The sequence below is a fragment of the Butyrivibrio sp. MB2005 genome (assembly GCF_000424285.1).
Taxonomy (GTDB): domain Bacteria; phylum Bacillota; class Clostridia; order Lachnospirales; family Lachnospiraceae; genus Butyrivibrio.
Map to the genome: position 1 here is coordinate 365698 of NZ_KE384157.1, position 14984 is coordinate 380681.

Genomic DNA, 14984 nt, shown 5'->3' on the forward strand with positions numbered 1-14984 from the left:
CTGTTGGAGTTCTAAATTAGCTTCATCCCTGACTCAAAAGCATAAGGATACAAAAATATCCTATCCTGCCCGTCATCGAATTCCACATGGAATTTAAGCGGCATGTCAAACTCATCAAGATCCACGTCTGTTACGTAGCCCTCACCATACCTTGGCTGTGATATTCTCTGGCCTATGATAAGCTCTGTTGGTACATCTACGGTCTTGGCAGGAGCCTTCTTCTGCGCGTAATTATTTGTTCTAAGAGTCTTTTTGATTGAGGCTTTAGATATGGAAGCTTTGGATTTTTCATGGCTATTATTTCTGCTGCCCTCACCTGACTTGTTAACATCATTTCCGGCCTTATCAGGATCTGATGATATCTCTCTTACAAAAGTGGAATCCTCGTCATTGTAAGTAAGGATGTTCAGCCTGTTTCTGGCTCTTGTCATACCCACATAGAAAATCCTGCGCTCCTCCTCAAAGTCTCGCACTTCCTGGGGAGTGGTAAAGGCTTTTGTACTGATTACTTCACTTGGAAAAACTCCGTCGCAGGCATCCATCAGATAGACTGCATCATATTCAAGTCCTTTGCTTGAATGGATTGTTGAGAGTATAAATATCTGTCTGTAATCAGTTTCCTTATCTCTGAAAATATCCTGCAGTTCCGAAAGCCTTCTCATAAAGCCATCTATTGTATTTTCGTTTCCGGCGATCATTTTCAAAATGAAAAGCTTATTTGTATCTATGTGATTATTCTCAAGATATTCGCCATAGCCCATGAATCTCTCAATTCTATTCAAAGCCTTGAAAGGCTCTTCATATCTCATATTTGAGAGATGGGTCCTTAATGCTCTGCACTTTGCCTTTACATGGGCGTTAAGAAGCTCTGTTTCCTCAACAGCATCGAGGATTGGAATCTCAGCGTTTGATGCAAGTCTGCACAATCTCTCAGCCTCAGCTTTTTTCAGATAGGTCTGGCATTTAAAATATATTCTTAAAAAGCTATCTTCATCATACGGATCCATGCAAAACTTAAGAATACTCTCTATGTCCAGAACCACTCTGTGGGTGAAAAAAGCAAGGTCTGCATTTTTTATGCGATAGGAAATACCCTGCCGCTCTAGGACATCCACAAGCGGTATTATGCTCTCATTATCCCTGTACAAAACCGCAGTCTGGCAGGTTACATCTGCTGCAACCTTGGCAAGATAATTGTACTGATTCCGCCTGCTGTTTAGCTGGATATAGTTTATGTCCTGAGCCTTTTCCCTGGTAGGTCTCATACGCTTATCATGGCGGAGCTGATTGTGCCTGATAAAGGTATCTGCAGCCGACACTATCGCAGCATTGGACCTGAAATTCTGATCCATTATAAGGACCTTTGCCGCAGGATGATCCTTTTCAAAATTAAGGAGCGCTTCGGGGTAAGCTGCCCTAAAGCCGTATATACTCTGATCCTCATCTCCCACCATGAAAAGATTCCCGTCTTTCCCTGACAGCAGGCCTATTATCATGTGCTGTACCTTGGATGTATCCTGAGCCTCATCGACGCAGATATATCTGTATTTTTCCTGATAGAATTTCAAAAGATCCGGAGAGCCCTTGAGCATTCTGTAGGCGTAGACCATCTGATCGTCGTAGTCCATAAGGCCACGCCTTTTAAGCTCTGAGTTATATGCTTCATAAATTGGATAAATATCAATATCAGAGTCGCTCTCAAGGTTCTTTATTTCATCATCCGTCAGCAGCATATTTTTACAGTACGTAATAAGGGTCCTTACACCCTTGATATCACTTTCTGTGGGGTAGTCTCCCTCCACCTTGAGGTATATGTCTGAGAGAATCTTACCCGTCAGCTTTTCATCTGTTACAAGATCGTAGGGCTTTTTGCCAATCAACCTGCCGTAGTGCTGAATTATCTTGGCGCAGATTCCGTTGATAGTCCTGAATTCAAGGGACGTGGAAACATCTTCTCCAAATATGGACTTAAAACGCTCTGCCATGTCCTTTGTGGCAGCAACCGTATAGGTTAGGGTCAGAATGTGCTCCGGCTCTATCCTCTTGCAATAAAGCATGTATCCTAGCCTGTTCACAAGAACCGTAGTCTTACCGCTTCCTGGCACCGCAAGCAGCAGTACAGGCCCCTCTGTGGTCTTTACCGCTTCAAGCTGCTGACTGCTTAGGTGTTTTAAGTATCGTTCATAAAAATCATTTTCGTTCATTTATTATTTCCATATGCCCCAAACTTCCGAGACCGCATCCCTTTGTTTTTGAGATTTCAACCATCTCTTGATTTTGAGTCTTCATTCATCCTTTTGGAACCATTGACTGATCTCGTTCAAATTCTTTACATTACATCGCCGCGCCTGCCCTCATGCCATTTCGATGTAATCCTGACTCGCTTTTACCGCGCAGCGCTCATAGAATAGCTTCCGCGATGTAATTTCGCCTTTCCAAGCCATTTACATTACATCGCTGCGCCTGTCCTAATGTCATTTCGATGTAATCCTGACTCGCTTTTACCGCGCAGCGCTTATAGAATAGCTTCTACGATGTAATTCCATAAATTTCCAATTCTTCCCATTACCGCGCAGTTCCTGCCTTCAACCTATTTCGATGTAATTTACGGAGATCACTCTCATCTCAGGAGCTTTCCTCTGTAAAAGCACCCTGTCACAGTAATTCATGCTTCCTATAGCACTTCCATTTCTGTGCAGAACCTTTTTTAAGCCATCCCGTAGAAATTTGATTTTCGACCACGCTGTAGAGTGAATTTTTAAATTCGTAAAGTGAATTTTCATATTCATAGAGTGAATTTTTAAAAATTAACCATCACCTCATAAATAACACTGATCTTATCTCTTACAATCACGCTGTTCAAACATGGAAAAATCACATACAACAGTATACTACAGTGGTGTGGGAGCGAAGGCAAGGGGCATGCCTTCCGGTGGAGATTTTCGCACGTATCATAGGCGAAAATACAACCGCTTGCCCCTTACCGTAGCGACACGGATCATCCTTATCCCCCAGGTCAGAAAGCATGCTTGCTGGCCTGCCCTATGGTAAAATATAAGCATCGCACTAAGTCAAATATGGGGGAATTACAAATGAGTCAGCGAAATTATCCAGGAACAACTTCACTTGAAATAACAGATAGAGAAATTACCTCTATAAAAATAGCAAGAAAAGCTGCAGCTGAGGGTATGGTTTTACTAAAAAACGACGGAGTATTGCCACTAAAAGATGGTGAAAAGATCGCACTTTATGGCGGTGGCGCTTCATACACGGTAAAAGGTGGAACAGGCTCAGGCATGGTAAATAACAGAAATAATGTCAGCATCACAGAAGGACTTAAGGCTGCAGGCTTTGATTTCCTAAATATTGACTGGCTGCAAGCCTACGATGCAGAGGATGAACTTGAAAGCCTAAAGACCATTACTACGCTTTATAGCAAGACCATCGTAATACTTAATGTAGGCGGAATTATCGACCTGTCCTTGATGCATGCTGCCGCAGAATGCTCTCAATGATCCTGCAGCTTACAACCTAAGACAATTCCACAACCTGATAGAACAACAAAAAGCCTGGAAGTCCAGGCTTTTTGCATGTCTATAATAATGTAAGACTCACCTCTTGATTCTCTTCTTAGCAGGCATAATGGCATCCTGGGGACAAACCAGCATACACAGATGGCAGCCTACACACTTACTTCCATCAAGCTTTGGTACACGATCATCAAAACGAATTGCCTGATGTCCGCCATCATTACAGGAAATGACACACCTTCCGCAGCCGTTACATTTATCAAGGTCAAAGGAAGGGAATAGAACACTGTCTCTCTCAAGGACATCTGTGGTATCGCTCACGCTTTCAAGTCCTGCTCCTATTATATCTTTTACAGACTTTATACCCATCTGTGCAAGGTAGTAGTTCAGTCCCGACTTAAGGTCATCTATTATCCTGTAACCATACTGCATGACTGCCGTTGTGACCTGTAAAGAACCTGAGCCCATCAATATGAATTCCAAAGCATCTCTCCAGGTCTCGATGCCGCCCATACCTGAGATATGCATATCCTTTAATAAGGGATTCTGTCCCATCTCAGCAATAAACCGCAGAGCAATGGGCTTAACAGCATTGCCACTATAACCGCCAACAGCTGATTTTCCTCTGACTGCAGGCTGTGAAACATAGGTATAAGGACTTACACCTACTATACTTTTAATGGTATTGATAGCAGCTATGCCGTCTGCGCCGCCTCGAAGAGCCGCTTCTGCAGCAGGACTCATGGTGGCAACGTTGGGAGTAAGCTTTGCCAAAACAGGAATAGTGGTACTCCTCTTAGCAGCTGCTGTGAACTTTTCTACCAGTTCCGGCACCTGTCCTATATCAGAACCAAGGCCGTCCTCCTGCATGTTGGGGCAGGAAAAATTAAGCTCAATAGCATCAGCGCCATTATCCTCGCAAAGCTTTGCAAGGGATTCCCACTCTGCTTCATTTTGTCCCATGATGGATGCAAGAATAAATTTTGTGGGATATTTTTCCTTAAGGCGCCTGAAAATCTCCATGTTTTCAGCAACGCTGTGATCCGATAACTGCTCAATATTTTTAAAACCTATAATGCTTCCGTTATCTCCTTTTATTGCAGAAAAACGGGGCGAGGCCTCATGAATATCCAGGGAGCATATAGTTTTAAAGCACACTCCTGCCCAGCCTGCTTCAAAGGCTCTTGCACACATATCATAGGTGGATGCAACAACAGATGATGATAACAAAAATGGATTTTCCAAAGAAACTCCGCATATATCGCACTTAAGCCTGTCCTCATTATCCGGAAGCTCTATCTCAGCCATGGGGCGAACCTTTTCATTAAGCTTACTCATTATACTTTTGATTGGGACTTTTCCGCTGTTTATACAGGCTTTCTCACAAGGCGCATCACACCCTGCGCAGACATTTTCCTTGGGAAGTCCCAGGGATGCCACATCCTGATTATCGAACCAGATTCCAAGCAGTGCCTTTGCGGGATCAAGATGCGGGCAAGCGCCGCTGCAGGGAGCATCCTTACACAAAGAACATGTAATAATATCCGATCTCTTTATAACGCTGTTAATTATCATATGTTTTCCCCCTCATATTTTTAATTATCACGTTTTATTATTTCTATTTTACAATTACAAAAGACGAAAAAGCTACTACTCATTTCATAAGTAGTAGCCCTGTAATTCATATGATATATTGCCTTGCATGATTCCTGTAAAATGACTCATTCCATTTGGGATTACTATTCCTGATATAACAGATATCGTCATCCATGTAGGATTTTATCAACATCTCGACATTATTATTTTTAGCATACCTAATATAAAATCTCATGGCATCAGCGATCACATCGCCCTTACCCTTATTGATTGCTATGCAGACATGCTGATTGTATGGATAAATTCCTCCAACGATATCAGAATCCCATTCCCTCTCATCAGGATAGGTAGTAAGGAAAATTCCAAAAAGATATCCTTTGTCAGAATAGGCCTCCATACGAACGGTGTTATCATATCTCTCCGACACAAAAACATCGCAGGAAAAGCTCTCTGAAATAGCATTTCTGAGAGAATCCTCATCAAAAATCACATCTCTTAACAGTGCATCATAATCTAATGTCGACATTAATCCCCTTAACCCCAAAATATGTCAAACGTCAGTGATAATTAAATTTTAAATGTATTTGACGCTCTTTACAAGGATTAAATCAAAAAATTATATCCTTCTTCACTTTTCACCACTTCACGGGCAGATTATATTGCTATTGTCTGTGTTTTCTTAAATATCTTCTTTTTCTGAAGCACTCCTGGCACATATTGTACTGATAGGACCATTTGAGCTTTTTGCCGCAATATGCGCATGACTTCAGATTGAGCTTTTGCTTATCAAGAATCGTAAATATCTTTTCCGATATAAGACGCTTCCCCTCAAGTATCTTATATAGATCCTCCATATCTCCAAAGGCCCTTGTAAAAGCATATAAAAAATCAAATATAGAGCTTCCAATTTCAAGGTGCAGCAGAGCATCCTTGGATTCTTCATCCACAGTATCTGCACCAAATTCAGCCATGGTCCTTCGAATATCAGGCGAGATTCCGTCATTCACCAGCTTGTAATATTCAAGGTACACGCCGAAAATATCCCTGTTGTCCTGGTTGATAGGAATCCTTATGAATCTTCTGATAAGCTCCCTGTTGTCGCTGATACTTTCAAGGGCTCTTGCAATACTTATTTTCTCTGATATATCACCCTTGTTGTAGTACTTTTCAGCGGGGATCTTATTCCAGGTATCAAGTATCGCCGAGATTTTTCCATCCTTATGGAGGAAGTCCTCAGGGATATTTATCATAACCTGCCTAAGAGGAATCATTCTGCTAAAAAGAAGTCCCTCGATGGTCTCATAATCGTAGTAGGAGGTCACATATCCCGTATCATATTTTCCGTATCTGCCTGCTCTTCCGCCTATCTGCTTTACTTCAGAGGAGGTCAGTGGTCTTTCGTTTATACCGTCATATTTTATGGTCTGCAGGAAAACAATTCGTCTGATAGGAAGATTCATGCCCATACCGATTGCATCCGTAGCAACTACCACATCTGTGTCACCGTCAGCGAATTTTTGCGCTTCCCTGTGTCTAACATCATAGGGTAAGGATCCGTAAATAATACTGCACTTAACTCCATGATCCTGGAGCTCAGCCGCAACAGAGTGTACATCTTTTCTGGAAAAAACTATGAGGGCATCGCCCTTTATAACATCAGAAGGAAAATTAAAATCAGCGGCACTTTCATCCATTACAAGAGGAGTCTTGCGCTCATGGTACTGAACCTCATATTCATCACCGCAGGACTCTATCATGCGAATAAGAAGGTTTTCAGCATCACCGGATGCGCAGATATGTATGGTCTTAGCCCTTGCCCCAAGAATTGCTGAAGTCCAATAGCCACCTCTTTGTCTGTCAGCAGCCATCTGTGCTTCGTCTATTACTGCCATATCCCACTCTTCGCTAAGATCAAGCATCTCAATGGTAGATGATTGGTGAAAAGATCCCGGCATTAGAATCCGCTCTTCACCTGTGATCATGGAGCAGGGTACACCCTCTCTGTTCATCTTCTCATATTGTTCATAGGCAAGAAGCCTTAGAGGCGCAAGATAAATTCCGCTCTCTGACTTTTTCAGGTCTTCAAGAGCCTGATAGGTCTTACCCGAATTGGTGGGACCGATATGAATGATGAACTTCCTCTTTTCCTGTCTTGCAAGAGGAAAAAGCTTCGTATAGTCATTGGGCGTGGAGGTCTCAATAGTTTCAAAAAGAAGCCTCTTGGCATCCATTGTTTTTTTATAACGCCTTGCAGCCCTTTGATAATTGGGATTTTTAAGAAGCTGTTCAAAGACCACATGCTCAGAGATATTGTTTTTACAAAAAGCTGCTATCTCCTTTATGCGTTTGGAATCTCTAAGGTACTTCATAATGACCTTGGCGATCACCTTTTTCCTTACGGAGGTTATGAATTCCAAAATCTCTGTATCATCGGATTCCCAAAGAATATCCAGAATGACCTGCCCCATTTCCGGCATGATCTGCATGAGATAAACAGCATTTATTCTATTCTGAAAATCCCTGCAAAATCGCTCTATGGTAGAAGATGATATCTCCTGCTTTTCGTTTTTACCATTTTCGCCGCGAACATCAATATAGATCTTCTCGGTTTTTAGAATATCAAGAAGTTCACTGTAAACCGCAAAGGATATGGTGATATGCTCTCTCTTAAAATATTCGTCGAAAGCCTCCTGTGGAAATCTTCTTTTTGCTTCCTTAAGCTCTGTATTAAATTGGGCTTTTTTTATGGCAAAACTGCTTTTGTGTCTTCTTTTCATAGATTATTCCAAACTCATCATTCAATCGGCCTAAAATATATTCAGTCCGAATCCTTCTTTTCATCACCTACAAACAGAGCTCTGTATTCACCGGGAGCCATTCCCTTTTCCTCGTGGAAAACCCTGTTAAAGCTGGGTATGCTCTGGAATCCGGAAAGCATGGCGATCTTGGTCAGTGTCATATCATTCTGTGTAAGGAGTTCTGTGGCTTTCTCAAGCCTTATGGTATTAAGCCACTTGGAGTAATTCATTCCGGTAACGTTCTTAAATATTCTAGAAAAATAATCCTTGCTTATGCCTGCCATCTGGGCCATGGCTCCCTGCGACAGATCATCGGCAGTCAGGTTGTTCTTGATGTACTCGGTAACTCTGATCATCCTTCGCATTACATCATCCTCGTAGCCACGGGACTCTTTACCGCTGATCTCGGGAACAAATTCTTCTCTGTGTTCATCCAGTGTCAGCATGAATTTCATAAGAAGCATACAGCACCTGAGCTCCCTGTTGGAAACTCCTGATAAAAAGATTTCCTTCATCTCATCAGCTATAACCCTTAGCTGCGCAACGAGCTCCGGATGGGAATTAATGCAAAGAACATGTAGATTTCTATAAAAATGCATTATTCTCTGAAGATCGAAAAGAGAATTCATAAACATGTTACTGAACTGGATGACAAGAGCTTTCTCTCTGTCCGCATCAACTATTGCATGCATCTCCATGGGCCATATCAGCACAAAATCACCTTCAACCAGATTGTAGGTGTCCTGATTAACTTTGAAAATATTGGTTTTCCCCGGGCCTACAAGAATTATCTCTCCGTAGGAATGCCAGTGCGCTTTATAGCTGCGCTGCTTAAAGCCTGTAGATAAATTAAAGGCACTTGAATTGTCAAATTCGTAGTTTTCGTATTTACTGTAATCCATTATTCTGTCCCATCTATTATCAATAGAGTTATCATTTGACAAAAACTGATAACATAAACATCAATTCTTAAGAAGAATCATTTTTTTGACAAGCCTATATTACATATTGTTATTTTTGAATTTATGGAGCTTAATTCTATATGAAAAATTATACTACAGATATGACTACAGGAAACCCTGTAAGGCACATATTATTATTTGCATTGCCCGCACTTATCGGAAATATCTTTCAGCAGATTTACAATATTGCCGATTCCATCATAGTTGGACGTTTTGTCGGAGCGCAGGCCCTGGCTGCAGTAGGTGCAACTGCTTCCATAACCTTTCTGTTTTTTGCACTGTGTAACGGAATAGGAAGCGGCGGCGGAATAATCGTATCACAATACTACGGCGCTCACGATGATGACAGAGTAAAGAAAACAATTGTAAATACAGGAATCATAATGATAATTGTTCCGGCGATTTTCGGAACGATAGGTTTTATTTCGGCAGGTCCTCTGCTAAGGGTACTCAGTACACCTGAAGTTATATTGCAGGATGCGACCTCGTATGTTCGTTTTATGTGCATAGGTCTGATCTTTGTATCAGCTTACAACTATTTAACCGCAATGCTACGAGCTCTTGGCGATTCCAAATCGCCGCTTTATTTCCTGATTGTGTCAGCGATCATAAATGTCTGCCTTGACATTGTCTTCGTTTACTTTTTCAAGATGGGAATAAAAGGAGCAGCCCTTGCAACCATCATCTCCCAGTTCATTGCGGCAGCAAGCTGTGCAGTTTACGCTTATAAGGTAAACCCCTACTTCAGACTTGAAAAGAAGGACATTGTATTCGTCCCCGGTCTTGCTTACAAGGTTATACATCTCGGCGTACCGATGTCACTTCAATTTGCCCTTATAGCCATTTCCTCAATGGCTGTACAGCGAATAGTCAATTCTTACGGTACTGTGGTTGTCGCAGCCTTTACAGCTACCAGCAGAATTGAGCAGCTGATACACCAGCCCTATGCAACACTCGGAGCATCAATCGCAACATTCTGCGGTCAGAATTACGGTGCCGGCAGACATGACCGCGTTCAGACAGGGTATAAAAAAGGACTTGTCATGATGGCAAGCCTCACTGTAGTAATGGTAATCGCTATGCAGCTTTTTGGCGGAGCAATAACTGCGCTCTTTGTATCAGAGTCCGAAGTTATAGCTCTTGGAACAATGGGGCTTAAAATAACAAGTCTCTTCTATATCGCTCTTGGCGTTATCTATGTGGTCCGCGGCGTCCTTACCGGAGTTGGAGATGCATTCTTTGCTCTCTTCAATGGAATCATAGAAGTCGTAGGGAGATTTACCATTCCCATCCTTATCACCCAATACATGGGTATGGGCGAGATGGGAATATGGCTCTCCACAGGAATCGTATGGGTTCTTAGCGGATTCACTGCATGGCTTAGACTAATAACTCAAAGGAGTGTATCATTCAGCGTCGTTAAGAATGTCTGAAGCATTACTCTGAATATAATTCATACGGGCGTAGCTACCACCCAGGGTCACAAGTTCTTCATGTGTACCCTCCTCGGTAATGCGTCCGTTTTCTATTACAAGAATCTTATCTGCATTTCTGATCGTAGACAGGCGATGCGCAATAGCTATGATGGTGTGATTGCCTGTGATCTGAGAAATGGATTTCTGAATCTGCTGCTCAGTCTCCACATCAACGGATGCTGTAGCTTCATCCAGAATGATTATAGGTGATTTTCTAAGAATCGCTCTTGCTATGGCAACTCTCTGCTTCTGGCCTCCTGAAAGTCTGAGTCCTCTCTCACCAACAAGAGTATCGTAGCCATCAGGCATTGCAAGTATAGCTTCATGAATATTTGCAGCCTTGGCAGCTTCCATGATCTCATCAATACCTGCTTCCGGTACCGCATATCCAATGTTTTCCGCAATTGTTCCGTTAAATAAAAATGTATCCTGAAGTACAGGCGAAATATTTTTCCTAAGACTATCAAGGGTTACATCTGCTATATCATGTCTGTCTATGAAAATATGTCCCTCTGTAGGTTCATAGAATCTAGAAATAAGCTGTGTCAGCGTGGTTTTTCCTACACCTGTAGGTCCAACAAGAGCAAGCATTTTTCCGGGCTGACAATGGAAGGATACATTCTTTAAAACAGGCACTCCATCGCCATAAGAAAAGCTTACGTTATCAAAACAAATATCTCCGCTGACGTTCTGAAGCGGCACTGCATCCTTTTTATCAACGATCTCACAGGGTGTATCCAAAACTGCTATAACACGCTCTGCGCCTGCCATGGACTGCTGCATGTTTTCAAGAAGGTTCGCCATTCCGGTGATAGGTCCGTAAAATAGACTGAGGTACAAAAGAAATGCAACAATATCCTCAACCCTTACCTCCTGACGATATGCCAGATATCCGCCAAAGCCCACAACAAGAATGGTTCCAATGGAGGAAATAAATTCAACTGAAGGATGGAAAATCGCACTTATTTTAAGGGCATGAAGCATTGCTCTTATATGCTCAAAGTTCTGCTCATCAACTCTCTCTGTCTCATATTCTTCGCGGCCAAAGGACTGGATCTCCTGAATTCCCGAAAGGTTATCCTGAAGCTTACCGTTAAGCTCACCCATCTTTTTCTGGGATATTCTAAAGAAGGGTCTTACCTTTTTGGAAAAGATCACTCCCGATAAAAGAATAAGCGGAATCGGCGCACAGGTTATAAGTGCCAGCTTTAAATTGATGGTAAGCAGCATTACAAGAACGCCAAAAAATGTAACAAAATTGGTGATGGTCTCAGGGATTATGTGAGCATATAAAAGCTCAAAATCTCTGGTGTCATTTACCACGCGGCTCATGAGATCACCGGTCTGCTTATCGTGAAAATATCCAAGATGCATGCGCTCAAGCTTTTCATAAACCTTGGTTCTAAGATCACCCACAAGGTACCATGCTGCCTTATGTGCAAGATAATTACTTAAGAATCTAAAGAGGATTCGCATAAGATAAAGAACAACAAGTCCTACTGTAAGAAGACCGATTTGATGAAGTCCATCCTCATCTATCCCTCTTTCCACAAGACCTGTCATTGCAGACAAAAGCTTTGGAGCTGCCAGATTAATGGCCGTCAGCATCAGTGTAGAAAAGATAGCGATTATGTAAAGCTTTCTGTACCTGATAGCCTCGCGGCTAAGTCTCCATAACATTTTCATGATTTTCCCCAACCTTTTTTCAAAATTTCTGCTGCCCTTTTCCAGATTAAGGACATAGATACCGTTTAATGATAGCATAGGCAGATTCGCCTCACTTCTTAAAGATTGGCATATTATCTATCATTTTTTGTTATGAAAATGCGTATCCGACTTTTGAGATATGGCATCTCATGTATAATGATAAGGTGAGGAAAAATTATGCTTCGTGATAAGGATAAAGCGTCATCACCTTCTCTTTTTTCATTTTCTGTTTTTGGTAATCCAGTCTGTGGCAAAATCAACCAGTTCCCTCTGGTTCATAAAGCGCATCTGCGTATCTCCAACTGCTGCCTTTTTTACATCATGTTCTTTTTCAAAGGCTGCTCCAATATCGACAAAATCCTCGCCATCCACAAAAAGTGTGTCGTAGGCCTTCCACACTCTCTTGCCGTTTTCCATGATGGCGCTGTGCTCTGTGCTGTTGTGTTTTCCGGGATACTCAGCACGTACATCCGCAAGGTGTATGGAGGTGTTTTTGTCGTAGTCTACTCCTATGAGAAGTACCTTTCCGTCAAGCTTATAGAGCTTCCCTATTGGTGATTCCTTACCGAAGATGTTTGAAAGATCGTGGTTCTCAGTGAGATATTTTGCATTTTTACCCCATGCCGAAACCGATCTTGCAGGGTGATCACTTCTGATGGTCCCCGGCCATGAACGGAACATCTCTGCAACGGCACCCATGGTGTTAGTTGGAGTAATTGCCTTATCGTAGGCAGGCCAGTTTTCCCTTATGATATCCCAATCCTTTTCATCCACATCCCAGTGAACATCAACCTCAGGATCAAGATTTTTCCAGGACTGCGTAGGCATCATAATGGTACCTTCATCAGTCACTGTTTCGATAAGAGCTTCTATTACAGCCTGTGCTCCACCGCAGACATAACCGATTTTACTAAGAGAAGTGTGGACCATTACGTTATCCCCGGCCTTAAGTCCCACCTCTGCAAGTGACTTCTTTATTTCTTCTTTTGTAACTGTTTTCATGATAAATCTCTCCTCCTCGTCCCTCTACTGTGTAATCATACCGCCAACTTATTAACGATACAATGATAATTTCTTGACAGCAATGGCTTAAACACTTAAAGTTAGTATGTTGTGTTATTTTTATAACAAACATGAAAAAGTTTTGGAGGGAAACAAAAATGAGGAAACTATTCAAACTCGGCGTGGCCGCATTGGCGTCTGCGCTGTCTATTGCGTGCGCAATTCCAAGCACAGTCAGTGCTGCAGGGTATCCGACAATAACACTGGAATTTGAACATGCCAAGACAAACAAAACCTATGATGACTACCTGATTTCTTTGGACAAGCAGGTGGTATATCAGACCGGCGATAAGGCTGCATGGAACCAGGAATTCAAAAAGTATAAGGATCAGAAAGATACCTATTATCAGACCTATCAGATTAAAAACAATGTAACAACCTACTACATAGTAAAGAAGGTATATAAGAATGAGGTAACAGGTGCTACAGGTACAAAAAAAGAAGTATCACCCTCTGCCACATACTCAGACACTGCCAACATGGGCGGCACAGTATATGTTGATGCTGGCGAGCCCACAAGAATTCGTGTAAAGCTTTGTAGTGGTGACGTTAGAGTTGGAAATGTAAAATCAACCAAGAAAAAAGTTGTTGCAGCTAAAATTGATAAGAGAAACAGTATCGTTAACTATTCTGATGAACATGCACAGATCAGTTATGATTCCAAGAACAAGCAGTATTACTATTACAAGAGCACCGGAGAAAAGATTATTATTCCTACTGCCGGAGATGGCTTTGATCAGAACTCTGCCGAGTATATAAACTCAAATCGTTCTTCAGCTGATATTTATCTTCTTCTTACTCCTAAAAAGAAGGGTAAGGCAAAGCTGAAGTTCAAAATCTACAACAATGCCGGACAGGTTACAGGAAATGTTTCAGTTAATGTTGTTGTAAGAGACGATTCATCAATATTTAAGACCTTCTCCTATGGTGGAAAATCACTTATCCAAAAGACCTATGGCGATAAGAATTATATAAACTACGGAAGATCAGTTGCTTCATACGACTATAACTATACAAATAAGACAAAGGGCAAGCTTGTTGTAAAGGCCAACAAGGGCTATAAGATCGTTAAGATTCAGGTTGGTTCATATAGAAGAAAAGCCAGCAAAGGTTACCACAATGATAACTTTAACAACACCAGCTATGAGGAAGACGTTGAAGGAAATCGCACAGACCAGTATGCAAACGGTGTTTACAACGGATGTGACTTAAACGGTGACGGCGATGCCTTAGATAAATTCTATGGTCAGGAAGAGAGCGATACCTGCTATTACTACAAGACGGTTAAATCCGGCAGCACAATTAAGCTTTCAAAGGTAGGAAACCTTGCAAACTACTGCGACGGAAAGCGTTACTTTAATGATGACGTAGACGGAAGTCCTCGCAGCACAAGAGCAATTACCAAGAGAAACAGCGAGTATGCTCCCACAAGAATCCTTATCACATATTATGATCAGGAAGCAAAGCATTATGATTATACCTACACTACCCTTTACACAAAGGCTAAGCAGTTTAAGATGAAATAATTAAGGACTAATATGAAAGGGGCTGTGAAATAATAAGCCCATGAAAAAAAGAGAAGTAATAGCTGGAAACAGCCGATTACTTCTCTTTTTTCATGGTAAAATATTACCATGAACAATCAAACCAATTCTTATAATACTATAAATCAGGGCGTTTTACCATTTTTTATTTCAGATTGTTTGGATATCTGTGATCCGGTTTTTACTTTTGACGAACTCGTGGGAGGTATGAATCTTGAGAAGTATCTGAAAAATGTGCCAGAGCATAAGCTTGGCAGAATCAGATATAATCCAGTCAAAATGTTGAAGACCGTACTATTCGGTTTTATGA

At 41.7% G+C, this 14984-nt stretch carries 10 protein-coding genes and 1 pseudogene; 4 read left to right on the plus strand and 7 right to left on the minus strand.

From position 1 onward, the window contains the following. Nucleotides 1-11: 11 nt before the first annotated feature. Complete coding sequence (locus tag G610_RS0116600) at nt 12-2204, minus strand: ATP-dependent helicase (RefSeq protein WP_026525664.1); 2193 nt, start codon at nt 2202-2204, stop codon at nt 12-14. A gap of 888 nt (nt 2205-3092) precedes the next feature. Between G610_RS0116600 and G610_RS0116610 the strand changes: the two genes are divergently transcribed. Next, a complete protein-coding gene (locus G610_RS0116610; RefSeq protein ID WP_026525666.1) occupies nt 3093-3515 on the plus strand; it encodes a glycoside hydrolase family 3 C-terminal domain-containing protein in 423 nt (140 codons plus the stop codon). A gap of 96 nt (nt 3516-3611) precedes the next feature. Here G610_RS0116610 and preA read toward each other — a convergent pair whose 3' ends face one another. The 4 genes from preA to G610_RS0116630 form a co-directional block, all read right to left on the minus strand. Continuing rightward, complete coding sequence (gene preA / locus G610_RS0116615; RefSeq protein ID WP_026525667.1) at nt 3612-5105, minus strand: NAD-dependent dihydropyrimidine dehydrogenase subunit PreA; 1494 nt, start codon at nt 5103-5105, stop codon at nt 3612-3614. A 106-nt stretch (nt 5106-5211) separates the two neighbouring features. Next, nucleotides 5212-5652, minus strand: a complete 441-nt coding sequence (locus G610_RS0116620) for a hypothetical protein (protein ID WP_026525668.1) — start codon at nt 5650-5652, stop codon at nt 5212-5214. Nucleotides 5653-5788: 136 nt separating this feature from the next. Beyond that, on the minus strand, nt 5789-7903 hold the full coding sequence (locus tag G610_RS21425) for a helicase-related protein (protein WP_051198077.1): 2115 nt from the start codon (nt 7901-7903) through the stop codon (nt 5789-5791). A gap of 41 nt (nt 7904-7944) precedes the next feature. Then, nucleotides 7945-8826, minus strand: coding sequence for a helix-turn-helix domain-containing protein (locus G610_RS0116630; protein ID WP_026525669.1), 882 nt, complete (start codon nt 8824-8826; stop codon nt 7945-7947). Nucleotides 8827-8966: 140 nt separating this feature from the next. On the opposite strand from G610_RS0116630, the gene G610_RS21430 reads away from it, so the two are divergent. After that, a complete protein-coding gene (locus G610_RS21430) occupies nt 8967-10319 on the plus strand; it encodes an MATE family efflux transporter (RefSeq protein WP_051198078.1) in 1353 nt (450 codons plus the stop codon). Here G610_RS21430 and G610_RS0116640 read toward each other — a convergent pair. Both G610_RS0116640 and G610_RS0116645 read right to left on the minus strand, forming a co-directional pair. Next, nucleotides 10293-12047, minus strand: a complete 1755-nt coding sequence (locus G610_RS0116640; protein ID WP_026525670.1) for an ABC transporter ATP-binding protein — start codon at nt 12045-12047, stop codon at nt 10293-10295. The genes G610_RS21430 and G610_RS0116640 overlap by 27 nt on opposite strands. A gap of 240 nt (nt 12048-12287) precedes the next feature. Next, the gene (locus G610_RS0116645) at nt 12288-13070 is read right to left on the minus strand and encodes an aminoglycoside N(3)-acetyltransferase (protein ID WP_026525671.1); all 783 of its coding nucleotides are present in this window, start codon (nt 13068-13070) and stop codon (nt 12288-12290) included. A gap of 158 nt (nt 13071-13228) precedes the next feature. On the opposite strand from G610_RS0116645, the gene G610_RS0116650 reads away from it, so the two are divergent. Beyond that, complete coding sequence (locus tag G610_RS0116650; protein ID WP_026525672.1) at nt 13229-14656, plus strand: hypothetical protein; 1428 nt, start codon at nt 13229-13231, stop codon at nt 14654-14656. A 108-nt stretch (nt 14657-14764) separates the two neighbouring features. Then, nucleotides 14765-14984, plus strand: a pseudogene (locus G610_RS24045) (IS1182 family transposase); the annotation flags it as partial.